Source organism: Paenibacillus solisilvae (genome assembly GCF_042656405.1).
In the GTDB taxonomy this organism is placed as follows: Bacteria; Bacillota; Bacilli; order Paenibacillales; family Paenibacillaceae; genus Paenibacillus_Z; species Paenibacillus_Z solisilvae.
Genome location: NZ_JBHSOW010000068.1, coordinates 20,928 through 45,343, shown reverse-complemented (window position 1 = coordinate 45,343; position 24,416 = coordinate 20,928). Strand labels below are relative to the sequence as shown.

Sequence of the window (24,416 nt, the reverse complement as noted above, 5' to 3'; positions counted from 1 at the left end):
GCGCTACCCAGCCCGTTAGCGCAATAAAGCTGCCATGTAGTCAGCAGCCTTAAATTTCTGTTTTCATCAGGATGACCCTTCTTGGGATACCCCGATCTCCAGCCATCATAGCCGATTGGGAACATTCCGCTCTCATTTGAACCAAAAGCTCTCGGCAATGTCCCAGTTTCCCTTTCTCAGAGAACTGTGAATTATAGACCAAAAAAGCACTCTCCATATATTCAGAAGCGGGATGATTCTTTATTGGTGCCTCCCATGCTAAGAAGGTTCCTTCGGCATTTTTTTGACCCCTTCTATTGTCTGCATTTTTGTTGAATATACCGATTGATTATCATAAAAATTCATAATTGAATCTACTCTTTCCTTAGTTACTTGATTAATTATCTTCTCACATATCGAATCAGATGGGACAATAAGCATCTAACCGCCCGTTAGTTCAGAAAAGACTGCCAATGACACGGCATTGCTTTGCTGGAAACCGCGTCCAGTCATAATATGAACGTGACGTTATGGTAAGATACTTGCATTAGATTAGATATCTGATAGGCAGGTGAGGACTTTGAAAACATTCATTAGCTTCAAACAAAAACTGATTATTACGTATGTCGTCTTTATCGTGCTTCCCTTATCCGTTCTAGGCTTCGGCGCTTATTATCTGTACAGCCAGGCGATGGAGAACAAGCTGAGCGATTTCGCCGAACAGGTTGCGGTCAGTACCTCTTCCAATATTGAAAGCTATATCCAAGAGCTGGAGAAGTTCACCCTGCAGCCTTATTACAACCGCGGCCTGCAGGATTTGCTGACGCTCGAGCAGCCCTCGAACCCCTCCTCCGAGCTGGAGAAGAAAGAAACCATCGAGAAAAATTTCAGCTTTTGGCAGTCCCAGCGCGACAGCGTGCAGGGCATTTATTATTTTGATTTGCCGGGTACGGCGCATCCGCAAATTTATAATCAGGGTTACCTGCCCCCCAGCTTAACCGTGGAGATGATGCCCTGGTATAAGGATTTCAGCGCTTCCGACGAAAATGTGAACTTTCTCAGCCTGCATAAGCCGCTCTCCGCCTATCTGAACGATAGCAATGTCGTGCAGCCCGTATTTTCATTGGTGCGCAAAATTTACAAGTCCACGACTCTGATGGAATATGCCGGTTATTTCGAGGTGGATTTCAAGCTAGACGACATCAAAAAAATAATGGATTCGGTGAATCTCGGGAAGAACGGTTCTTTCTTCATCATGGATGGCAACCACCAGATTGTCTATGCCAACGATGCCATCGATGACCAGCTGCTGGCCAATCTGCCCACGCTGTCGAAGGACAAGCAAGGCATGCAGCGCCTTACCATCGGCAATCGGAAGAACATCGTGGTGTACAGCAAGGTCGGGAATTACGGGTGGACCGTTGTTGGCGACGTACCTGTGGTGCAGATCGTATCGGGCAACAGCGGCGTGCGCAATTCCATGATTATTCTGGGTCTGGTTTGCATCAGCATCGCCATCCTGCTTTCCACTTTGAGCTCGATTCAGATCACGAAGCCGATCTACCGGCTGATCGCGCTGATCAAGCGCGTGGAGATGGAAGATTTTCAGATCGAATACGCCAATCCGCCGCGCAATGAGATCGGCCATTTGATCCGAAGCATTATCCGTATGAGCCGCAGGCTCGACGAGACGGTTCGTAATCTGTACCAGGCGGAAATCTTCAGAAAAGAAAGCGAGCTTCAAGCCCTCAAATCGCAAATCAATCCGCATTTTCTCTTCAACACGCTGGAGACCATCAAGATGAATGCCGAAATCGACGAGGCCGATTCCACCGTCGAGATGATCACGTCGCTTGGCAAGCTGGTGAAGTCGTCGATTTCCCGCGGCAACGATTTTATAACCTTTCGCGAAGAACAAGATTACCTGAAAAGCTACTTCCATATTCAGGAGAATCGTTACGCGACCCGCTTCGACATGGCCGTCGACGTGGAAGAGGAACTTCTGGATTTCTATTTGCCCAAACTCTTGATTCAGCCGCTCATCGAGAATGCGTTCTATCACGGGCTGGAATTGAAGCAGGGAAAAGGGAAACTGGCCGTAACCATTCGAAGCGAGCACGACACCGTGATCGTACAGGTGAGCGATGATGGCCTTGGCATTACCCAGGAACGCTTGATGCAGCTGAATCAGCAGTTTAGGAGCAGCATGTCCGGCGTGGCGAGATCAAGCAGTATTGGCCTTGCCAACGTCTATGCCCGCATTCAGTTGTACTTCGGCGGCAGCTATACGATGACAATTAATAGCGAGCCCGGCGCGGGAACGGAAATCCGGCTCGTGCTTCCCATTATCCGCAGCGAAAGTGAGGTTAACGTCTATGTATCGCGTCATAATCGTGGATGATGAAGCCGTTATCCGGCAGGGGATCAAAAAAATTATTCAACGCTTCGCTCCCGCTTGGGAGGTTGTCGGCGAAGCGGAGGACGGCGTCTCCGGTCTGCAGCAAATATTCCGGCTGCAACCGGATCTGGTCATCCTTGACTTTCGGATGCCGAGCCTAAACGGACTGGAATGCTGCGAGAGGATCGCGGCCCAATCACCTCGCATCCATCGCCTCATCCTGACCGCCTATCAGGATTTCCAGCTTGCGAAGCAGGCGATTCAGCACGGGGTTCTGGGATTCCTCAACAAGCCCCTGGATCGCGGGGAATTGCTGGATACGCTGGGCAAAGCCGCAGCGCTTGTGGACCGCGAACGCGAAGAGCTGGCCCAGCTGAGTTCACTTCGGCAAACCATCCGCCAAGCCGCTCCTTTGGCGCAGCAATTATATTATCAACATTGTTTATTCGGTCACGATATGAACGACCTGGAACAATTCATTGTCGATACCGGCTACCGCCTGCCTATCGATCCGGACAGCGATCAGGTCGTCGTGCTGGCCGTAAGTCCGGATTGGATCGAGAGGGATTCCTTTACCGCCTTCGACATTGAGCTGTTCATGTATGCGCTGACCAAATTCGTTCAGGAATGGTACGCCGATCAGCCTCAGTGCTTCATCCTTCAGGATCATGCCGGGCAAATTATCGTGATTCTCAGCTATCCCGCCGACCGTTCCGAAGGCGCTACCGAGCAGACAGCCGAGCAGGCAGACAAACTGAGGGCGGACATTGTCGCCTGTTTTAAACGGACGGTCACCGTAGGCATGAGCCGGATCTATCCTTTTGCGGATACGCCCAAGGCTTATCAGGAGGCTTCGCTTTCCGTTACTTACCGTTTCGTGCGTGGCGGCGATCAGGTTCTGTCGCCCGCCAAGCTTCAGGTCGAGCAGCATCTGCCTGTCCGGCTGCTGGAGCAAATGGAGGTCTCGCTGGCGTTTCTGATGCATGGCAGCGAAGAGGCCGCTTACGACGCCCTTGACCAGGTCACGTCCTCGGGGCATATTGGCCCCGCCCAGTTGAAGCGAATCATCGTGCACTATATGCTCCGGTTGGCGGTGCAGATGAAACAGATGGATCTGGACATCAACGAAACGAGCGGCAAATCACTACAAATGTGGTTATCCGAGCTGGAGGGCACGGCCACCCACGCTTCCTTGATTAGCAAAATCAGGATCATGATTCATGAACTGTGCCAATCCATCCTTCAAGAGCGCAGTATGCTGGATCTGCGGACGGTGGGAAAAGCCAAGCAGTATGTGCGGGATTATTTGTCCGATGGCGTCAGTCTGCAGACAGTTGCCGATCATATGGGGATGAACGCCAGTTATTTCAGTCGCTGGTTCAAATACTCGACCAACCGGAATTTCGTTGATTTTCTCAAGGAATGCCGGATCGAGAAGGCCAAGGAGCTGCTCAAGCAGGGAGCGTACGGCCTTCAGGAAATCAGCACGCGGATCGGGTATGCTGACGTCAAGCATTTCTACCGCGTATTCAAGGAGCTTACCGGTTACACGCCGTCCGAGTACAAGAAGCATTTTATGTAGGACGATAGAATGCGCAGGTAAAAAAAACCTAACCTGATGTAAAATTTACACCTCTATAACATCGCCCCCGAGTCATCTAAGATTAGGTTCAGGAAGATGAATGCGCTTTCTATACTACAAATAGGAGGATTATTCGAATGAAACATCGGTTTGCGTCGAAATCACTACCCATTCTGTTGGCCGCGCTTGTGCTTGTTGCAACTGGTTGCGGCAGCAACGCCTCCAATAACGAGACTTCCGCCTCGAACGGGAATTCATCGGGAACCAACGAAACAACTGTGAACGGCAGTGGCTCCGCCTGGAAAGGCACCATCAACATGTTTGCCCAGTCCTACACGCCGGATGCCAAAAATATCACAGGCTTGAAAGCCGATCAGCATAAGCTGCGCGCTCTGGCGGATGAGTATGAGAAAGCCCACCCCGGCATCAAGATCAGCTTCGTGGACGAAGAATTCAAAGATTACACCCAAACGGTGCGCGTTAAAGCCGCTGCAGGTGAGCTGTTCGATGTATACTGGGCGCAATGGGCCGATTTGAACGGTACCCTGCCCAAAGGGATAGCCGAGGATCTGACCGAGTATTTCAACAAGCCCAACCCTTATATCCCGGACAAAGCCACTTGGCAGGAAGCCATGAATAACACCGTCATGAATGAAACGGCCTCTCCGGACGGTAAACACTACAACATCAACGGCGACTATGTAGCGACCGCTTTCTTCTACAACAAAGACTTGTTCCAGCAGGTCGGCATTAAGGAAGCGCCCAAAACTTGGGCCGAACTGATCGATGACAACAAGAAGCTGCAGGCTGCAGACATCGTGGCCATGTCCCAAGCGCCGGATTACAGCTGGTTCCAACGGCATTTCCTGACGGATTTCTACGCCAAGGATTTCGACAAGGTTGCCGGCTTCGACAAAGCACCCGGCGTCTCCAGCTTGGATGAAGCGGTCGCGATTTCCAAAGGTTTGCTGAATACGAAAGATCCGCGCTTCATGGGCTGGTGGCCGATATTCAAACAATTGACCGATACGTGGAAAAAAGACTATCTGACTGCCGACCCCGCCGTAGTGGGCACCAATGCCAGAAACGACTTTCTGGCCGGCAAGACGGCGATCTTCTATGACGGAAGCTGGCTGCCGAATAATGCGATGGACGCCAAAATCAAGTTCAACCTGGGCTCCTTCAACTTCCCGGTGTTATCGGCTGCCGATACGCCGCTGACGACGGGAGAAGACGCTTCGGGCGCCGTCGGCGGACCGAATGCCGCCTTCCAGTTCGCCGTGGCAACCCCAGAAGCCGACAAAAGCATGAAGGAAAAAGGCAAGAAGGAAGCGGTTATCGATTGGCTGCAATTCATCGGCACGCCTGAACACGTGGAGCAAATCGTCAACGAGAACGGCACCTTCGTTCCAACCTGGCCCGGCACCAAACCAAACGAGAGCATGAAAGAGCTTGCCAGCCAAGCTTCCAAGGAGCTGAAAGCGATCTCGGTCGGTAATTCCTCGCCGAATCTGGGCAAAGATCTCCAGCGTACTTTTGGACTCTACCTGAGCGGCAACATCGATCTGAACAAAGCGACGACAAGCGTGCAAAAAGCGCTCGATGCCGCACTTAAGGAATACAAAACGAAAAACAACACGGATTTCAGTCAGTATTAAGCTTAACCATGGAAGAGGGAGCTTGCGGCAAGCCGCTCCCTCTTTCCTATTCGTACGAGGAAGGACGGCTGGCTTGGATGAAATTAAAAGATAAAACCAAAATGACCTTAACGGGATATGGCTTTATTCTCCCCACCTTCATTTTCCTGATCTGGTTTACGTATTATCCGGTGTACCAAGCGCTAAGCGGAGCGTTCACCAACTGGGACGGGTTCAATCCCCCGCAATTTATCGGACTGGACAATTTCAGACGGATGATGACTGACGAAGTGCTTGGCCAGTCCACGATTAATGCGCTCATCTGGGTAGCGTTTTCCATCGTATTGGCGGTTATCCCCCCTTTCATCGTGGCCGAGCTGATCTTCCATATCAAAAAAGCCCGCATGCAGTACGTATACCGGACGTTATTCGTCATCCCCATCGTCATTCCCGGGATTGTCACGATTCTGCTCTGGCGTTTCCTGTATCAAGGCGACGGAGCCATCAATCAGCTGCTCGGTATGGTCGGGCTCGACTCTTGGCAGCAGCTGTGGCTGGGCAACCCCCACATTGCCCTGTATTCCATTATCCTCATGGGCTTCCCGTGGATCAGCGCCTTTAATATGCTGATTTTCTATTCGGGACTGCAGGGGATATCCAAGGAAGTAATCGAAGCGGCGAAACTGGACGGCGCCACCGGATGGAAACGGGTAACCCGGCTGGATATTCCGCTATCCACGCCTCAGTTCAGGCTGATCATCATTCTGACCCTGATCGGAAGCCTGCAAAATATTATTCCGCCGCTCGTCATGACCAACGGCGGTCCGGGCTATTCCACCTACGTCCCGATTCTGCATATGTACAACGTCTCGACCGTGAACGGCGAGTTCGGGTACGGCATGTCCATCGCGCTGATTATGTTCCTTGTTATTCTGGTGTTTACGATTCTCAACATGCGGCTGGTTAAATCCGATTCCTAACCAAAGGAGGGCACCATTTTGAAACACATTCGCATGCCGTCCCTGGGACAATTGATTCTTATTTTACTGATTGTTTTCACCATGCTGCCGATTTACTTTATTCTTGAAAACTCAGTCAAGACGCCGATCGACTTTGCCGCCAGCACCATCGATATTCCGCTGAAGTTCGCATGGAGCAATTATTGGACGGCCTGGGACAAAATCGATACGCCGATCCTGAATACCGTGGTCATTGTCGTCATCAGCGTCCTGTTTATTCTTCTTTTTTCGGCGATGAGCGCCTTTGCCTTCGCCAAGCTCAAGTTCCCGTTCAAGAATGCGCTGTTTCTGCTCGTCTTCTGTTTGCTGCTGATCCCGGGCTTTCTAACGTTGATTCCGCTTTATTTGCAGATCAAGAAACTGGGGCTGTCCGACAGCTACTGGGCGTTGGTCCTGCCTTATATCGCCGGCGGCCAAGCCTTCACCATCTTCGTGCTGAAAACGTTTTTCGAGCAATTGTCCAATGAATTGTTCGAAGCGGCCCGCATCGACGGCGCGGGAAGCCGCGTCATCTTCGCCTCCATCGTGATTCCTCTGTCGATTCCGATTTGCACGACGGTCGGCATTATCAACATCAACAGCCTATGGAACGATTATTTGTTGCCATCCCTGCTGCTCGACCGTATCCACCAGACGCTAACAGTGGCGCTCGTCTCCTTCGAGGCTTCCGCCGGCAATCACGGTCTCAGCGACTACGGCGGAATGATGGCGGCTTATATTCTCGCTTCCCTGCCGCTCCTGATCTTGTTCTCGCTGTTGATGCGCAATTTCGTGGAAGGAATCGCCAGCGGCTCGATTAAGATGTAGTCACAGACTGCACCGAAATCCAAAATCAAAGCTTAAAAAATGGCTGCGGTGGGTCCCAAAAAAGAACCAGTCAAAAACGAAAATACAGTGTTTGACTGGTTCTCTCTTATTAAAGTGTCGTGGCCCTTTAGCTTAATCAACTAATAAGCTTTCAATTAGAAGTTTTACTTGTATATCATCCTTCTTGTCAGTAAGTGCAAACCAGGATATCCCCTTTAAGACTTGGTCGTTTAGCGGTAACTCAGGATCATAACCCAGTTCAGCTTTTTGATCATGATCTACGGTAACTAAAAAGCAATAATCGGGTCCATATGTATATGTATCTTCAAACAATAGCCGCTCAACCTTGCCGTCCACATTCACTTCCTCTTTTACTTCGCGTAGTACCGCTGCTTCAAGAGTCTCCCCCTCTTCAACGCCACCTCCTGGAAGTGTCCAAAAACTCCGATTCTCATTTTCTTGTAACACCATTAAAACTCGGTTTTCTTTAATTATAGCTGCACATACCCTTGGTCTGATTAACATCGTAATCACTCTGCCGAGGTACGAATGGCCCAAAGCGTGAATATGGTGTTATACACTGTTCTCGACATCCTGAACTACTTCCATAAAGTTCTTAATCTTCCCAGAAAAAGAAGCAGTCAAAAACTCGGTACCCATCCTCATTAATTATTGTTGGGATAAACAACTCAAACTCAATAGGCTGTTCAAGATATTCTTTCTTTAACAGCTTGTGACCATAGCTGTCCATTCAACTCCATTCCGGTTGCCGTGAGCAAAACTAATCAAAAGGAGATAAAAAATGGCACAAGGAAGTACCAAACAACCAAGTAATGAGCAACCTACAGATAAGAACACCATTCGGGGTCCGTTTCATGTGAATGTTCCGGAAGCGGAACTTTCCAAATTGCTAAGTCGAATAAACGCGACAAGATGGCCTGAGAAGGAAACGGTCGCGGATGCATCGCAAGGCGTGCAGCTTGCAACGATTCAGAAACTCGCGCGCTACTGGGCGACAGATTACGATTGGCGCAAGTGCGAGGCTAAGCTGAACGCCCTGCCGCAGTTCATGACCGAGATCGTTGGTCTGGACATTCACTTCATGCACATTCGTTCGAAGCATGAAGATGCTTTGCCGCTCATCATCACGCACGGATGGCCCGGCTCGATCATCGAGCTGATGAAGATTGTCGAACCACTTACCAATCCCACGGCACATGGCGCGAAGGCATCGGACGCTTTCCATCTGGTGATTCCGTCGCTGCCCGGCTACGGTTTTTCAGGCAAGCCGACCGCGACAGGATGGGGCCCCGTCCGCATCGCACGTGCCTGGGTAGAGCTGATGAAGCGCCTTGGATACACGAAGTATGTGGCGCAGGGCGGCGACTGGGGTGCGGTTGTCACGGATTTGATGGCTGTACAGGCGCCTTCGGGACTGGTCGGCATTCACTCCAACATGCCTGGCGTGGTTCCACCCTACATTGATAAGGCGCTCCAGTCCGGCAACCCGCTGCCCTCTGGTCTCTCAGACGACGAATGGCGCGCGTGCAAGCAGCTGTACTTCTTTTACAGTCAACACAGTGCCTACGCCCAAATGATGGGGACGCGCCCGCAGACGCTGACCGGACTGGTAGATTCGCCCGTCGGTATGGCAGCTTTTATGCTTGACCATGACGCGTGTAGTCTGGAGCTGATCTCACAGGCCTTTGCCGGACACCACGGAGGTCTTACGCGAGACGATGTCCTCGACAACATCACGCTCTACTGGTTGACAAAAACGGCGATTTCTTCGGCTCGTCTCTATTGGGAAAACAAGCTCTCCTTCTTCGCCGTCAAGGGCGTCTCCATCCCGGTTGCCGTGAGCGTATTTCCTTACGAGCTCTATCAAGCCCCGAAGAGTTGGGCTGAGCAGGCCTACCCCAATCTTATCTACTATAACAAGCTCGACAAGGGTGGACACTTTGCGGCCTGGGAACAGCCAGAGCTTTTCGCTGCAGAACTCCGCGCGGGATTCAAGTCGCTACGCTAATCACCCGGAATATTACAGATTAGTTGAAAGACCCTATCATGCGAAAATGATTCGGGTCTTACTTTTGCTGGGCAGCGATATTCCAGAGCTTCTCCATTTTATGATTTTCTGTTATTGCTTAAGGAGGTTGCACAACTGCCCGTTAACACAACAGCCTGCCGGATAGTACCGGCAGGCTGTTGTGATTGAGCTATCGTAATCTGCCCGTTCGTGACGAGGCTGCCGATCGATCCCGCGGCAGCCTCGTGATGTAGTTTATTGCTATCGTTCTCCTTTAGCTTAATCTTAGCTGGACCGTGGATCTTTCGTTTTCCGGCCAGCTTTAACATGTTTAAGCTGTGCAACAATAATGACGCTAATGATTACCAGAAGGAACCACGAACTGATCTTACTGAAGCTAACCAGCCGCCAGGCTTGGTGCTGGTCAGGATATTTCCAAGCATTAAAAAATGTAGATATATTTTCGGCTAACCAGATAAAAAAACCTACAAAGAAAAAGGCAAGTGTCAAGGGCATTCGATAAGTAATGGTCTGAACCCGATATATGATCCATGTTCTCCAAAAGACAATAAGCACAAGCGCCGTCAGCCACCAACGAAAATCAGGAACAAAATGATGTGTGAAAAAGTTCAGATAGATGGCTCCTCCTAGTAATCCCGCAGAAGTAAGCCCCGGCCAGCCGGTCATGTCCATCTTCAGTCTACGCCATACCTGACACATAAAGCTTGCTACACTTGCATACATAAATCCACTATAGAGCGGTACACCGAGCAACTTCGTAAACCCAGGCTCAGGGTATGACCATGATCCCATCCTTACCTTATATATTTCCAGCAACAAACCAATAAAATGAAAGATACAGATAACTTTAATTTCATCGCGTGTCTCTAATCCACTGCGGTACATAAGGTACTGCACTACAAGCAGTATAAGAAGAATAGCATCATAACGGTAAATGAAGGGTACCTCTATTACGTTAGAAAGAGCTAAAGTCCCAAAGATCGCAACAGGAAATATGCAGCTCATCGCCTGATGATAGCCAAAATGCAGTAGTTGTATTATTGGTTTCATTGATGTTATCTCCTCGTCATGCGCCGGGTGGCTTCGTTAGCTTAACAAACGAAAAAGAAGCTGCCTCGTAGCAAGCTCCTCAGCTATCATGCTCCGTTAGCACAATATAGACGACGTTGGAGGTAATTATCCATCAGAGCATAGATGAAACCAACAGCTCCAAAGATTAGAATAGAGCTACTAATGTTCAGATTGTATTCCTGAATAAAACGGTCATTGTAAAACTTATGGAATATCAGTATCCCCCCTGTTCCACCCAGGACGAAATACAGCAGCACCCTACCCAATGAAGCAGTCACAATTCTGCAACAAACTATTAATAGTGGCAACAGAATAATAGGATAAAGAACAGACGCTATAAGGAACATCATTGCGATAAAAATAAAGCCTATATTGCGCAGACCATAATATTCGGTTGTGGTGACTTTGTATCCTTCAGTTAGTTCCAAACACAATGCTCCAACTCTGAATAAAATGATAAAAAAAATCCAAAGAATTAAGTGCCTGACTATGAGCAAATTAACACCACCTAAATGAGCTATTCAATATCATTTTCTATATAGGAAAGAAATTGTTTTCCCGCAAACTCTGGACCTTTCCATAAAGATAAACATTCCTTTATCGTGGCTTGTCTGAATATCATTAATAATCTCTCACCATAAGTGTATGTAGTATTAATTGCCCTAATTCTTCCCTGTTCAGCTATCGTGTTCCGTTTAGTCGAATAATTAACTACCCCAAGTACCGTCTGCTTTTGTTACTTGCCATTTATCGTTTTTGTATTCAACAATGACTTTTGTTCCAATTGCTCCGTCACCCGCTCTATACTTGGAGCCTTCTGGTGGTCATATAACCCTTCGGCTTTTAGTAGCTCATACGTAGCTTCCATTACTTTAACATTGTATTTATCGAAATGCTTTAGAATTTGTTCCTTATCTGTATCATCAAGGCCTTTAAAGTTACTCATGTCTATTGCAATATATTTCATATCGCCATTTAGACCTTCATCAATTGGCATGTACGCATCTAATGCTAAGAGCGTCATCATCGTTCTCATTTTTAACCCCCGTTCATTAATCACTTCAAAAATCTGCTTTGTTTATATAACGGACGGAATTGGCACTTATATTGTTGCGTTTACCTGCCCAGTTAGCTCAACGTCCATCAGGACATCATATAACCTCTTATTTTGTGCAATAGTCCGGCCCCTCCAGAACTCGGATCAGGGCGAAAATCGAAGCAATTCCACGAAAACAGAAAAACGGCCCTGTCGCATTCGATCGAACACGGGCCGTTTTTGGTTATACATCAATCGATTTTCTGGATCAATTTCTTGAACCTTTCGTAAGCTTCCTCTTGAAGCAAGTCGCCCTGCGCCTCATAGACCATCAACGGAAACGAGTTCTTAACTAAGAAGCGCGCCTCGTTAAGATCTCTGCATAGACCAGAGGCAATAAGCTGTACCAACATATTTCCGATTGCGCTTGCTTCCACCGGACCAGCCCATACCTGTCGCCCAATGGCATTGGCAGTTAGTTGGCAGAGCAGCCCATTTTGAACGCCACCGCCAACCAGATGAAGTCCGCTGAAGCTGCGGCCAGTCAATTTCTCCAGTTGTTCCAATGTATGGCGATAGCGAAGCGACAAGCTTTCCAGGACACATCGTATAATCTCTCCTTCAGTAACCGGCTCTTTTTGCCACGTCTTCCTGCAGTAGGATCGAATTTTATCTACCATGCCATGAGGGGTATAAAACTGCGAGTCATCAGGATCGATCAGGGCTTGAAAAGCCGGTGCAGCACGAGCTTGCCGCATCAGGCCGGGATAATCACTCGTTCCCCCCCTCTCCTCCCATTCACGTTTGCATTCCTGGACGATCCATAATCCCATGATGTTTTTTAACAATTGGAAAGTGTTTCCGGCTCCGCCTTCATTGGAATACGCCCATTTAATCGTCTGCGGGGATAGGAGCGGTTCGGACAGCTCCGTTCCCAACAATGACCACGTTCCGCAAACCAAATAAGCGAAAGGATCCTCTCCCGCTGGGACTGCAGCGATGGCCGAAGCCGTATCGTGTGTTGCAACAGCGATCACGTTGATTGGATCTACACTCAATTCCTCGCAAACTTCCGGAGCGAGAGGACCGATTCGATCTCCGGGCATGAATGGTTCGATAAATATTCGGGAAGGAATGCCTACCGTTTCCATTAGAGACTTGTTCCAGGTTTTTAGAACGGGATGAAACAGTTGGGTCGTAGTAGCCGTCGTGTACTCGCATGTTTTCCTGCCAGTCAACATATAAGCTATCAGATCGGGGATCATAAGCAGATCCCGACCGGCATCCAACTTCGGGGAACCGGTTTTCACCATCGCGAATAACTGATAGATAGTATTAAAGGGCATGTTCTGCAATCCGGATTGTAGATACAGCTCTTCAACGCCTATGAATTCCGCCAACTCTTCAACCAACCCGTTCGTTTGCTGATCTCTGTAGTGATAGGGATTTCCCAATAATTCCCCGCTCTCGTCAAGTAATCCGAAATCGACTCCCCATGAATCGATCCCAAGCGTGTTGGCTCGATAACCCTCTTGGTACGTTTTAAGAATTCCAGTTTTCACTTCTTGAAACAATCGTAAAATATCCCAATGAATATGGTTTCCAACGTGTATGGCTTGATTTGGGAAACGGTGAATTTCCTTTACCTCTAGCTTTAATCCTTCACCTTCTACGGCAATCATTTCACCGATTAGGGCGCGACCGCTGCTCGCGCCCAAATCGAAAGCAAGCACGGTCGATAGTTTCATTCCCCACTCCTCTTTCTTTCGCAGCATTACTATAGATTATAAAGTCATTTTTCCAGATTTTTCAGCACTTGGCTTAACTTCATCCCGTCTTCGGGAATGAATTTCCGCCAGTACTGAACCGATTCCTGAATCTTCCTCAAAATGGCAGTGTTCATCTCGCTCGTGCCCGAGAATATTTCTAGCGTCAAATAGATCTCCCCGCATTTAGGCGGCATCCCCTCTTCGCTGCTGCCAGGAGCACGATAGGCTTTCTCAAGCGCCCTTAGAACAGGTTCTCCGAAAATCGTCCCCTTGCGATTGTATTCCTCGGTGAAGGGCTGATGCGACGATGACTCCCCCGTCGTTTGCTGCAAGTGAATAATCGGAGAATAACAGCCTAGTTCTTCCAGCCAACGGTACGTATCGCTGTCGGTGTTGTCCGCAAACAAATATGGATACCGCTTCATCTCTTCCAGAATTCTTTCTCGGATGCCCGCCCGCTTCTCGTCTGTCGTGCGGATCATCTCGACGAAAAGATCATAAGCGGATTGAGAACCCAGCCAGCAAGAATCCGGCTCGCCTCTGAGGCAGTTCTCCGCCATTTCATCGATCGCAAGTGCATCAGGTTTCCGGAATTTGCGTTGGCCGCTCTGATGCCCCGTATCAAGCGTCAAATAAAATGGACTGGCGAAAAGGCTATATACCTCCTTGAGCAGTCGTTTCGATCCTTCTATCGTCCACGGAATTTGATGCGGCGTATACATTTGTTCAACACCGGGAGCCAGAATCCCCAAGTCGCGGCAATGAAGGGCAATTTTGGCGAGACGAGCGAACAGCTCCGCTTCCATCTCCCTGTAAACTGTGGGATTCTGCAATGTGGAATCAGAAAAGGCATGGCAATAAAATCCGATTCCTGCCCCTATACTCGCGGCAATCTCGGCCATCGGCTCTATCCATTCCCGTTGTATCCGATCACGGACTGACTTGTCATGGTGGGTCAGCCCTAAAGTAGTATAGGTTCCGTGCCCGGAATAAAGATTCGCAACCTTCACGCCCGTTTTTTCGCTTTCCGATTTTACCTCCCCGACCCAACGCTCCAAATATTCTCTGCTCATGTACAAAGGATCGCATTCATTGTCCGCGCTTGCTTCGACGTAGTTAACGCCCATGGACTTCAGCAAATTCATCCATTCCGCCGGTTTCGTCCATCTCTTGGATGCAAAGCAATTATCTACAGCCAAATACATTCTAGGATCTGTCTTCAAACCTGATCACCCCCTTTTTAATACGGTATGATTCCATATCTCCAATAACATTTGGGATGGATGCCGAATATGAATTCGGCACCCTTTCCGCCAAACAAACTGAATAATGTGTTCGATATTCCTATATCGTGACTACTGTGGAACGCGGAATCTCAACCCATCCAGTATGAAAGCAGCACCTGTTTTTTTCACGCCTTTGATGGTATGAGTGCCGCTCGTCAAATCGGAGATGCTGAACACCGTCTGACGGGACAACCGGCTGTCGCTCTGTAAGCTGACCGTTCCTTTGAATGTATTGTCTACGTAGACGTCTATCTCCCCTTGGGAAGGATCGGTCGGAGCGATGATTTCAACGCCCGTCCCCTTGAAAGAATATTCGAAATAGTCACCGTTATCTGCTGTAGAATGAACGTCATCCTGATAGTCCCCGCGACGGTCGAATGTCAGGAATACGGTACCCGCCGGCTGTTCTTCCAGGTACTTCTTCTTGACCGTAACGGAATTTCCCGATACGGTGTAGTCCTTCCCCTGTTGGAGCGCGACTTCGCCGTTCCGGATGCCGATCAGATTTCTTCTATCGAATCGGAGCTCGGTCGTAATGCCGTTCTGACCTTTTCCCGACTTGTCGAAGGTGGCCGTATCCGGTCCAATTATGTCCGCAATTCGAATCCTCAACTGATCTAGCAGCATGAACTGACCGGATTTCTTCACCGCTTTGATCGTATGCTCGCTGTCGGGCAGTCCAGCGACGTTATACACAGCCCGGCGGGTGACTCGGCTTGCATTATAGGTGTCGACCGTTTGTTTAAACTCGCCGTCGATATAGATATCCATTTTACCTTGCGAGGAATCGAGCTCCGTAATCAGTTCGATGCCCGTTCCTTTGAATGTATATTCGAAGGAATTTTCGTTCGTCTCCGACCAATGGATATCGTCCTTGTAATCGCCGAGACCCCTGTTCGTATTCGGATTCCAAGCTCCCTTATAAACAATGGATGCATCATCATCGTTGACGTTAACGTATCGGCCTCTTAACGATTCGCTTACGACAACGGTCAACGTCTGGGCCGCCCCAGCGCTGAATTGGAGCGACAAGTTGACCGTACCCGGAGACAAGGTGCCCAAATATTCCTTGCTGAACGCAACCACGTCGCCTGAAACCGTGTAATCATCACCGGAAACGAGCGGTGTTACACCGTTCGTGATGCCGACTAATTCGTTGTTGTTCAGCGTCATCGTCGTCGTGACGTCGGATGACGCGGCCGCCGTTTTGTCAAAGCTCAATACAGTCGGAACAATTGAACTATTCAGCGGCGTCGTGGTAGTTACGCCGGATTGGAGGGAGATATTTTTGTCGAATGCAGCCGAAATCGGGCTTAATGAACTGTTTTTCATTTTTGAATCGATCACATTAACAAGGAGAGATTGCGACGATCCCGTCCATTCCCGGCCCTCATTGCGCACCCACGATCCCGCATACCGAATGCCGATGTCGTCGTCATTGGCAAACGAGGTGCCGTGTTGAACGGTGACCTTGAGCAGCCGTGAGCCGTGAGAAGGCACCCGGGTAGCGTGATACCCGTTTTCGAAAGAGCCTAGCTCGGCATGGCTCCACAAATCCCTCACGGACGCCGCACCTGTGATACCGATATCGCGCCAATCGACGTTCACGTCCGCTTCGGTATTGCCTAAATTGAACAATCCGACTGAGTAAGTTCCATCGCCATTATTGGCATACCATACCTGCTGATCCGTGTCGGTGGACACGGGGCGGGCAGGGCGTCCTGCCTGATCGACGGCGATTACCTCGTCGTTCGTTAGCAATTGAAGGCCATAGTCGTCCAGGTCCGTCAAATCGTTCCCGGAATAGAGGGGCACCGCGGACATGGCGAAAAACGACATAGTCGTTTGACGCTCGACTGGCGTCAGACCGTCCACGGCTCCATTGCCGATATTTAGGGAATCGAAATCGTTCCAGCCTCCAGGGCCGGCATGCCGCCACCACTGCGCTGCCGTGGGAAACAGGCGGGAGATATTATCCCATTTCGTCAACGTCTGGCAGTAACATTCGATATCCCAGTGCACTCGCCATCCGTTCGCATACTCTTTCCAGGTGTCGGCATACTTGATGTCCAGCGCCCAGGAAAGCTCGAGCCAGATTCCGTGGGAAGCAAGCGCCTGGGACCACGCCTTGACGTTATCCCTGGTATCCAGAGACAAGTCGTAGATCCCAGATCCGGGTGTCACGCTGTCAAGCTTTAAGAAGTCGACGCCCCATTCCGCGAATTGGTCGGCCACGGTATCAATGTATTTTTGGGCGCACGGATTGGAAAAGTCGATCTTATATCCGAAGCCCCAGTAGTTGGCCCGCTGCAACGGTTGTGCTGTGATATCCCGCATCGTGCACTCCGTTCCGTAGATCGGCAAATCCTGGTCATAAGCTTCCTGTCCCAAGCCCGGGATGACATACAGGCCGAACTTTTGCCCGTTATCGTGCACATGGTTGATTACATCCTCGATCCCGTCGGGAAATACGGTAGTGCTGGGAATCGGCCGGCCATAACTGTCCATCCCGCCGTTCCAGCCAGCATCTACGTTAATGTATTCATAACCGTGGGCTTGTAGCTTCTCATGCATTGCATCAGATTGCGCCTTGATGTTCTCTGCGGTTAACCAAGGGTTCGGCGAATGAATCACTTGCTGGCTATAGCTGCTCCAACCCATGTAAGGTTTAGCACCCAGGCCATTATCGGCGGCATTTGCCGTTGACGGCTGGAATCCGAATGTCGCGATTGTAGCAGCTAACAGCAGGAGAGCCAGGCAAATGTTCAAATAGCGTTTTATTACGGTTCCGGTTCTTGAATACATAACGATTCTCCTTCACACATGGAATAATTGCACTTACAATACTGTCGTAAGGTTCATGGACGGCTCTGCTGCCATTCCGGTTTCGGACCGAAGCCATACCCCAAAGAAGCCCCCCCATCCACATCGATAACCTGCCCCGTAATGAACGACGAGGCTGTGCTAGCCAAGAACAAGACAACATTCGCGATTTCGTCCGCCGTTGCCGTCCTGCCGAGCATATGAACCAAATCCATCGATCGTCTGAGCTCGTCGGGGTTCTGATGTTGATTGAACCACTCTTCCAAGAGCGGGGTAGAGACGCCGGCAGGACAAATCGCGTTAATCCGAATTCCTTCCATCGCGCAATCGATCGCTAGCGATCTGGTGAACGCGATAACGCCTCCTTTCGTAGCCGGATAGAACGGATTGTTTTTCTGACCGATTTCAGCCGATAAAGAAGCCATGTTAACAATTCTGCCTTTCGTTTTCCTTAGCTCAGGCATTGCGTATTTCGTGCAAAAGATTGTCCCCTTCAAGTTGACGCCGCACAACCGATCCCATTCTTCCTCCGTTCCTTCTTCCAGGCTTTTCGGCATCAGGATGGCGGCGTTGTTGAATAGAACGTCGATTTTCCCGTACGTGTCGACAGCAAACGCGATCAGCTTCCGGATATCCGCCACATTGGAGACGTCTGTTCGGAGCTCGCAGGCTTCGCCTCCGGCTTGGCGAATTTGGCATGCCACCCTTGCCGCTGCTTCCTCATGGATATCGGCAATGACGACATGGGCGCCTTCCGTGGCGAATCGCTTGGCGCTCGTTTCCCCGATTCCGCTGCCGGCTCCCGTGATCACGACGACCTCTCCCTTGAACTGCATAGCCCGCCTCCCTCCTCTGTTCGTACTATCGATTAAGTTTGTAAAATTTCTCCGCATTGCCGCCGAAAATGGCGGACAGCTCTCCGTTGGTCAGATCCGCCGGCAGCGCGGCACGCAGCGCTGCCAACACGTCTTTGTAGCCGCTCCCCAGCAGGCAGTAAGGCCAATCGCTGCCGAACATGACGGCATTGGTTCCGAACACGTACACCGCATGCCGGACATAGGGCGCGATGTCCTCAGAGGTCCAGTGCTCCAAATCCGCTTGAGTGATCAAGGAAGAGAGCTTGCACATGACGTTGTCGTAGCTCGAAATCTGCTCCATCCAGTCCTGCCATGGCTGCAAAATCCGCTCCTTGATCGGCGGCTTCGCCGCATGGTCGATCACGGCCCGCAAAGCAGGATATCGTTCCAGAAGGTCTGCTATATGGGGGAGATGGCGCGGATGCACCAGCAGATCGAGTGGGAAGTCGAACTCCTGCAAGCATTCGACGTTGCGAAGCACCTCGGGCCGCAAAATCCACGCATCGTCGTCCATATCCTGGAGCATAGGGCGAATACCGACGAGTTTACGATGAGCACGCAAGCGGCGGAGCTGTTCCGGAAAGTCGTCAGCCGCCATGTCCAGCCATCCGACGACGCCTGCCACGTAATCGGTTGCCTCGGCCAGCCGCAGCAGAAATTCGGTTTCTTCCACTGTCGGTGCCGCCTGGACGAGAATGGTTTTCGCGATGCGTTGCTCAGCCAGGATCGGTGCCAAATCTACGGGCAAATAATCCCGATAGAGAATTTTCAAATCCGGCGTCAGCCAAGGATAATCTCCCCGCGAGGCGACCCAGAAATGTTGATGCGCGTCGATGATCATCTAATCCCTCCATGAACGAAGCGAATTGTATCTCTTATTTCATGCTCCTTACGTCCATCTGCCGAATCGCTTCCGGCGTCACCAGGTATTTGCCGATTTCCGCGCGATTCAGCCGAATACCGTGCCCGGGCTCTTCACTCGGACGGCAATAGCCATCCTTCACCTGTACTGGAACTTCGAGCAATCCTAACTCGGTTAAAGAACCGCCTTTCACATTTTCCAAAATGTATCCGTTAGGAACGCCGCAAAGTAAATGAACGGACAATTCCATCAGAAAGTGGGGGGCCACCGGCTTCTGCCATGCGTCCGCCAAATGCGCGATCTTCAACCATTCCGTGATGCCGCCAACCCGGGCCACGTCGGCTTGTACGAAATCCGCCGCCCCTTGCTTCAGGTACGCCAGAAATTGATATTTGGAATACAAGCTTTCGCCAACGGCGATCGGCGTTTTCATGCCGGCCTTCAGCCTCGCATGTCCTTCGATATCGGAGTTGTCGATGGGCTCTTCGATCCATCCGAGGCCAAGCCGGTCCAATTGTGCCATACGCGAGATGGCCTGATGAGCGGACCATTTCTGGTTCGCGTCGGCGAACACCGTAATACCAGGTCCGAGGACTTCTTTAACTTTTGAAATCCGTTCGATGTCCTCCGCGACGTCGTCCTTACCGATTTTCATCTTCACGAAGGAATAACCCTGTGCTTTGTGTTCCAGCATAAACGCCAGCAATGTTGGTAGATCCATCTCGAAATCGATCCCGCTCGCATACGCGACGATCTGTTCGCGAGCTCCTCCCAACAACTTATAGAGTGGCTGCCGGTAATATTTCCCGATGAGATCCCATATCCCGACGTCCACTGCCGCGAGAGCCAACGAGGGGATGCCGTCGCCGCATCGATGCAGCTGGCCGCTCAGATCCCGCCAGATTTCCTCGTACCGGATCGGATCCTTTCCGATCAGAGAACCGATGACGTAATCGTCGATTAGTGCTTTGACCGCGGTACCGCCGACGCCAACCGTATAACTGATCCCGACGCCTTCCAGTCCGGTGTCCGTCCGGATTCTGAGCTCGATGAACTCGATGCCCGACACGACATGCGTCGAGTCGATCCATGTCATGCTTGGCGGCACACGATAGAGAAACGATTCTACATGAACGATTTTCATTGGTTCGTCCCTTCCCGGATCCGAAGCTCGCCATCGATTCTGTAAACGCGGCCCGCTTCATATTCGAAAGGCATCGTGCGATCGCGGTACCGCAAAAGCTTCCGTCCGGATGCGAATGCCTGAACGGTCGCCTCGACCATGCGGCCTTCCGACCAAACGACGTCGACCTCCAGTGCGCCTCTCGCTCTTAAACCCGCATACTTGCCGGTAGCCCACTTGACTGGAAGTGCAGGCAGCAGATGAAGATCTCCCGCATGGCTTTGCAGCAGCATGTCCGCAATGGCTGCGGTTCCTCCAAAATTGCCGTCCGCGACATAGATTGGCTGTTCGGCCCCGGCGATTCCGGGCTTCGAATAGGTGAGAAGATTCGCAAAGCAAAGCTCGCCGATCAAGTGCGAGATTTGCTCATAAGAACGCTCGCCATCGTGCAGCCTGGCGTAGCATCCCGCGAATGCGGCTACCGTGAATTCGATATCCTCGTGATAGTCGCTGGACTTGCGCATTTCCAGCGTTTTCTTTGCGGCATCGCTTAAGGCTGGCGTATATTGGGGCGTAATCCGATAAGCCGGATACAGGCTGTGCAAATGGGACAAGTGACGGTGTTCCGGCTGTGCTTCTTCATAATTCTCCAGCCATTCCTGCAGTTCTCCCCTGCTGCCGATCTGAAGCGGCGGCAACAGCTCTATGGCTTGTTTGAGCCTGATTTGCAGCTCCTCGTCCGTTTGGAGCTTCTGTGCCGCCTCCAGGCAGAATTCGAACAAATCACTTACAAGCACCTGATCCAAAGTCGTTCCCAAGGACAAGCTGCGGGGTTGCTTCGTCCCGTCGTTCGCGTAAAAGCTGTTTTCGGGAGAGATCGACGGACCGGTGACAAGCCAGCCATATTTCGGATGGATCGCCATGTAATCCAGGAAGAAGAGGGCCGCTTCCTTTAATACCGGATAAGCCGTCTCCTTCAGAAACGTGTCATCCAGCGTAAACTCGTAATGTTCTCTAAGCTGTCCGGCAATCCACAGTCCTCCGGTTACGTTAAGGCCCCAGGATGTCTGCCACGCCGGCGCCGAGAACTCCCACGCGTTGGAGACGGTGTGCGCCACCCAGCCTTCGCAGCCGTAAAAGTCTTTTGCCGTCGATCTCCCCCCATGCGCCAACCGCTCGATGTAACGCATCAATGGCAGGTGGCACTCCGGCATATTGCCGATTTCGATTGGGTAGTAGTTCATTTCCGTATTGATATCCAGGTGATAGTCGCATGTCCAGCCCATCCGGCAAGCGATATCGTCGTTCCAAATCCCCTGCAAATTCAGGGGCAGAGGAGAATCCTCTCTTGCGCCGCAGAGCGTTAAATAGCGACCGTACTGAAAAAATAGTGCATACAGCTGCGGATCGTCGTCGTTTCCTTCCGCCAGCCGCTTGATTCGTTCGTCCGTTGGCAGCGCGACAGGGCCGGTATAGCCGAAATCCACGTTCACACGGTCGTACAGCCTTCGATAATCGGAATTGTGATTCGCTTTGAGCCGCATATATCCTTTGGCTTCCGCTTCATCTAGTCGCCTCATGCTTTCTTTAAGCCAACTGTCTCCCACTACCCCGTAATCCGTTTGGACCGCGAAATAGATGACGGCCTCTCTGGCTCCGGTGACGACAAGGCGGCCGGTTTCACCCGATACTTGCCCGCCCTGGGTCCGCACTCTGACTTGGCCCCGGCACTGTACGCCGCATTCGCCGTCGCTATGGACGTTTTCCAAGGCCTGTCCTTGGAAAGCCCAAACGTCAAACGATTCGTTCCAGCTCTCGAACCGGTCCGTTCTGCCAGTCAGATGGAGGGAGAACGATACGCCGTCCGGCAGTGTGCTCCAAATTCGGCAGGCGATGAGTCCGTCTTCATGAGAGGCGAACATTTCCCGATACAGCTTGGCTCCATTGACATTATAGGAAGTCGTTATGATGGCATTGTCGATGTTTAATTCCCGAACGACATCCTTACCTTCATGCCCGAAGTGTAGTTGGACATCGCACATGGGCAAGTTCGTGCCGAAGTTCCCTTTGACCGGCTGCAGAATCTCACGCGCCATCCGTTCCCCGGCTTCATAATCCCCGTCGAAAAAATGCTGACGAAGTTTGACGATATCCCCTTTTCCAGAGGACCGGCTTTCGACGGGTTCCCGCTTGCCCGACCAATACGTCAACTCCGTGATATTCCAAATCTCTTTCTCGGCTCCACCATAGACCATGGCGGCCAGTCTTCCGTTCCCAATCGGAAGCCCTTCGGACCAATTTTTCGCTGCTTGGGCGTACCAAAGTTTCAATTCGTTCATGTCCAACATCCCTTTGTGATCAAATGAATCATACGATGACGGTCGGCAGGCTGGCGTACTTCCGGTTTCGGCAAACGCGGGGAACAGCTTGCCAAGCTGTTCCCTGCGCTGATTTCTTATTTCCAAAGAGCCAGCCTTGCTTGATAGTTATCGTTAATGATTTTTTCGACTTTTTCGCTTCCTGCCGCCTTCATATCAGCCAGCATCTTATCGTAAGTCTTCACTGCTTCTGCTTCCGTTTTGGCGTTGATCACCTTCGTCTGCAACTGTTTCATAATATCCTTAATTTTCTGGTCAATCAGGATTTCAGGCGAGCCTCCCAGAGGACCAAGATTATCGTAGACGTCCGTGTTCCATCCGGAGTCTCCCAAATTTTTAACCGCCATTTTGTCCACTTCGCTGCGATCATAACGAGCTACCATGTCACGAGTATCTCCGTTATCCGCCACGCCTCCTTTGATAAACCAGGTCCATTTGCGAACGCCAGTCTCCTTGACCGTGTTTGGATAATCCGCTTTGAATGCTGCAAGCACTTCCGGTTTAGGCACTTTTTTACCGTCTTTCATATCCCACTGTACGCCTTCAAGTCCCCACATCAACAGGGTTTGGCCTTCATCGCTGGCAAGATAGTTAATAAATTTCATCGTTTCTTCCGGATGTTTGTTCGCCTTCGAAATGCCGATGGCATCCCATCCTAACGAGCTCGTGGGGCCGTATGTGGTTTGGTCGGCATTCACGCCGGGAGCCAGGACCTTATACGCATAATATTCCTTGTCCTCGCCGCCACCCTTCTTCAAAGCAATGTTGGGGTCTCCGAGATCCCAGTACGCGCCGGTAGTAGCAAAAACGTTACCGTTGGTCACTTTTTGCAGCCACAATTCCCTCTTGTCAAGCGCCCACTCGGGATCGAGCAATCCTTGGCGGTACAGACTGTTGATATAAAGCAACATTTCACGGTACTTGGGATCTTGCGCGACATACTGAAGTTTCCCGTCGACTTCATAATACGTCTTTATGCCATACATCCCTTTAAAAGTTGCCGTCATTCCGTCGATGCCTTGGGCCGTCAACCCAATTGACGGCTTCCCATTCACGTCGGGATGTTTGGCTTTGAAGTCTTTAAGAAGCTGCTCGAATTCATCCGCAGTAAACGGCACACCTCCTTCTGCCTTATCGGGAGCCAATTCTTTGAGCAGATCCATCTTCATATTGAACCCTAATACCGGCTCATTCTCGGCGAATCCGTACCAGTTGGACAGAAAATAGTTTTTGCCGTCCGTATACCGCGTCTTGTTGAGGATGTCTCCGTACATTTGTTTGACATCCGGTCCGTATTGATTTATCAAATCATCCAAAGGAATAAGCGCCCCTGACGCGATGTACTTATTGAGAATATCGCTGCTTCGATCGAACATAATGATGTCTGGAAATTCTTCAGCAGCCAACATCAAATTCAGCTTCTCGGTCGAATCGCCCGTCGGCTGTTGAATTTCGACATTCACACCGGTCCGCTTTGTAATTTCCTTGGCGATCGCATCATCGAATTTATCGCCTTTATTCTTGTCGAAGAACGTGATCGTCAGCGGCTCGGCTTTGGTGTCGGCGGTTTCGGCTGACGGGCTGCCAGAAGCTTGCGTGGTATTTGCCGCTGATTTTTCTTTATTGCCGCCGCTGCATGCTGCAAGCAGCGAAGTGCTTAACATCGTACATGCGATAACCAATCCCAGTTTTTTCATTGAAAACATTGGACAATTTCCCCCTTAGCATAATTTTTACCA

At 50.6% G+C, this 24,416-nt stretch carries 17 protein-coding genes; 6 read left to right on the top strand and 11 right to left on the bottom strand.

Going from position 1 to position 24,416, the window contains the following annotated elements:
* The first annotated feature begins 559 nt into the window (after positions 1-559).
* From ACFPYJ_RS18545 to ACFPYJ_RS18525, 5 genes are all read left to right on the top strand, one after another.
* The gene (locus ACFPYJ_RS18545) at positions 560-2,380 is read left to right on the top strand and encodes a sensor histidine kinase (RefSeq protein ID WP_379189665.1); all 1,821 of its coding nucleotides are present in this window, start codon (positions 560-562) and stop codon (positions 2,378-2,380) included.
* Positions 2,355-3,959: a response regulator gene (locus ACFPYJ_RS18540; RefSeq protein ID WP_379189664.1), complete on the top strand. Its 1,605-nt coding sequence runs from the start codon at positions 2,355-2,357 to the stop codon at positions 3,957-3,959. The genes ACFPYJ_RS18545 and ACFPYJ_RS18540 overlap by 26 nt, the downstream gene beginning before the upstream one ends.
* A gap of 137 nt (positions 3,960-4,096) precedes the next feature.
* On the top strand, positions 4,097-5,617 hold the full coding sequence (locus ACFPYJ_RS18535) for an ABC transporter substrate-binding protein (RefSeq protein WP_379189663.1): 1,521 nt from the start codon (positions 4,097-4,099) through the stop codon (positions 5,615-5,617).
* A gap of 77 nt (positions 5,618-5,694) precedes the next feature.
* Complete coding sequence (locus tag ACFPYJ_RS18530; protein WP_379189662.1) at positions 5,695-6,576, top strand: carbohydrate ABC transporter permease; 882 nt, start codon at positions 5,695-5,697, stop codon at positions 6,574-6,576.
* 18 nt (positions 6,577-6,594) lie between these two features.
* Complete coding sequence (locus ACFPYJ_RS18525) at positions 6,595-7,422, top strand: carbohydrate ABC transporter permease (protein ID WP_379189661.1); 828 nt, start codon at positions 6,595-6,597, stop codon at positions 7,420-7,422.
* Between the two features lie 132 nt (positions 7,423-7,554).
* Here the strand turns inward: ACFPYJ_RS18525 and ACFPYJ_RS18520 are convergent, their stop codons facing one another.
* Positions 7,555-7,947 (bottom strand): NUDIX domain-containing protein, encoded by a 393-nt coding sequence (locus ACFPYJ_RS18520; protein ID WP_379189660.1) that lies wholly within the window; start codon positions 7,945-7,947, stop codon positions 7,555-7,557.
* A 277-nt stretch (positions 7,948-8,224) separates the two neighbouring features.
* Here ACFPYJ_RS18520 and ACFPYJ_RS18515 point away from each other — a divergent pair, with 277 nt between their 5' ends.
* Positions 8,225-9,451: an epoxide hydrolase family protein gene (locus ACFPYJ_RS18515; protein WP_379189659.1), complete on the top strand. Its 1,227-nt coding sequence runs from the start codon at positions 8,225-8,227 to the stop codon at positions 9,449-9,451.
* A gap of 285 nt (positions 9,452-9,736) precedes the next feature.
* Here the strand turns inward: ACFPYJ_RS18515 and ACFPYJ_RS18510 are convergent, their stop codons facing one another.
* From ACFPYJ_RS18510 to ACFPYJ_RS18465, 10 genes are all read right to left on the bottom strand, one after another.
* The gene (locus ACFPYJ_RS18510) at positions 9,737-10,522 is read right to left on the bottom strand and encodes a DUF817 domain-containing protein (RefSeq protein WP_379189658.1); all 786 of its coding nucleotides are present in this window, start codon (positions 10,520-10,522) and stop codon (positions 9,737-9,739) included.
* A gap of 757 nt (positions 10,523-11,279) precedes the next feature.
* A complete protein-coding gene (locus ACFPYJ_RS18505; protein WP_379189657.1) occupies positions 11,280-11,579 on the bottom strand; it encodes a hypothetical protein in 300 nt (99 codons plus the stop codon).
* A gap of 251 nt (positions 11,580-11,830) precedes the next feature.
* Positions 11,831-13,327: a rhamnulokinase gene (locus ACFPYJ_RS18500; protein WP_379189656.1), complete on the bottom strand. Its 1,497-nt coding sequence runs from the start codon at positions 13,325-13,327 to the stop codon at positions 11,831-11,833.
* A gap of 44 nt (positions 13,328-13,371) precedes the next feature.
* Positions 13,372-14,571: a TIM barrel protein gene (locus ACFPYJ_RS18495; protein WP_379189655.1), complete on the bottom strand. Its 1,200-nt coding sequence runs from the start codon at positions 14,569-14,571 to the stop codon at positions 13,372-13,374.
* A gap of 132 nt (positions 14,572-14,703) precedes the next feature.
* Positions 14,704-17,439, bottom strand: a complete 2,736-nt coding sequence (locus tag ACFPYJ_RS18490) for a X2-like carbohydrate binding domain-containing protein (RefSeq protein ID WP_379189654.1) — start codon at positions 17,437-17,439, stop codon at positions 14,704-14,706.
* Positions 17,440-17,492: 53 nt separating this feature from the next.
* A complete protein-coding gene (locus ACFPYJ_RS18485) occupies positions 17,493-18,293 on the bottom strand; it encodes an SDR family NAD(P)-dependent oxidoreductase (RefSeq protein WP_379189653.1) in 801 nt (266 codons plus the stop codon).
* Between the two features lie 25 nt (positions 18,294-18,318).
* On the bottom strand, positions 18,319-19,155 hold the full coding sequence (locus ACFPYJ_RS18480) for an amidohydrolase family protein (RefSeq protein WP_379189652.1): 837 nt from the start codon (positions 19,153-19,155) through the stop codon (positions 18,319-18,321).
* A gap of 34 nt (positions 19,156-19,189) precedes the next feature.
* Positions 19,190-20,320, bottom strand: coding sequence for a mandelate racemase/muconate lactonizing enzyme family protein (locus ACFPYJ_RS18475; protein ID WP_379189651.1), 1,131 nt, complete (start codon positions 20,318-20,320; stop codon positions 19,190-19,192).
* Positions 20,317-22,638 carry a glycoside hydrolase family 95 protein gene (locus ACFPYJ_RS18470; RefSeq protein ID WP_379189650.1) on the bottom strand — a complete coding sequence of 774 codons (2,322 nt, stop codon included), beginning with the start codon at positions 22,636-22,638 and terminating at the stop codon, positions 20,317-20,319. Before ACFPYJ_RS18470 ends, ACFPYJ_RS18475 begins: the two co-directional genes overlap by 4 nt.
* A 116-nt stretch (positions 22,639-22,754) precedes the next feature.
* Entirely contained in the window at positions 22,755-24,383 is a 1,629-nt protein-coding gene (locus ACFPYJ_RS18465) for an extracellular solute-binding protein (protein WP_379189649.1), read from the bottom strand.
* Between the last annotated feature and the right edge of the window lie 33 nt (positions 24,384-24,416).

Excerpts from the sequence above, each read along its gene's own strand:
- ACFPYJ_RS18540 (WP_379189664.1), top strand. The coding sequence starts at position 2,355 with ATGTATCGCGTCATAATCGTGGATGATGAAGCCGTTATCCGGCAGGGG.
- ACFPYJ_RS18535 (WP_379189663.1), top strand. The coding sequence starts at position 4,097 with ATGAAACATCGGTTTGCGTCGAAATCACTACCCATTCTGTTGGCCGCG.
- ACFPYJ_RS18530 (WP_379189662.1), top strand. The coding sequence starts at position 5,695 with ATGAAATTAAAAGATAAAACCAAAATGACCTTAACGGGATATGGCTTT.
- ACFPYJ_RS18520 (WP_379189660.1), bottom strand. The coding sequence starts at position 7,947 with ATGTTAATCAGACCAAGGGTATGTGCAGCTATAATTAAAGAAAACCGA.
- ACFPYJ_RS18515 (WP_379189659.1), top strand. The coding sequence starts at position 8,225 with ATGGCACAAGGAAGTACCAAACAACCAAGTAATGAGCAACCTACAGAT.
- ACFPYJ_RS18510 (WP_379189658.1), bottom strand. The coding sequence starts at position 10,522 with ATGAAACCAATAATACAACTACTGCATTTTGGCTATCATCAGGCGATG.
- ACFPYJ_RS18505 (WP_379189657.1), bottom strand. The coding sequence starts at position 11,579 with ATGAGAACGATGATGACGCTCTTAGCATTAGATGCGTACATGCCAATT.
- ACFPYJ_RS18500 (WP_379189656.1), bottom strand. The coding sequence starts at position 13,327 with ATGAAACTATCGACCGTGCTTGCTTTCGATTTGGGCGCGAGCAGCGGT.
- ACFPYJ_RS18490 (WP_379189654.1), bottom strand. The coding sequence starts at position 17,439 with ATGTATTCAAGAACCGGAACCGTAATAAAACGCTATTTGAACATTTGC.
- ACFPYJ_RS18485 (WP_379189653.1), bottom strand. The coding sequence starts at position 18,293 with ATGCAGTTCAAGGGAGAGGTCGTCGTGATCACGGGAGCCGGCAGCGGA.
- ACFPYJ_RS18480 (WP_379189652.1), bottom strand. The coding sequence starts at position 19,155 with ATGATCATCGACGCGCATCAACATTTCTGGGTCGCCTCGCGGGGAGAT.
- ACFPYJ_RS18475 (WP_379189651.1), bottom strand. The coding sequence starts at position 20,320 with ATGAAAATCGTTCATGTAGAATCGTTTCTCTATCGTGTGCCGCCAAGC.
- ACFPYJ_RS18470 (WP_379189650.1), bottom strand. The coding sequence starts at position 22,638 with ATGAACGAATTGAAACTTTGGTACGCCCAAGCAGCGAAAAATTGGTCC.
- ACFPYJ_RS18465 (WP_379189649.1), bottom strand. The coding sequence starts at position 24,383 with ATGTTTTCAATGAAAAAACTGGGATTGGTTATCGCATGTACGATGTTA.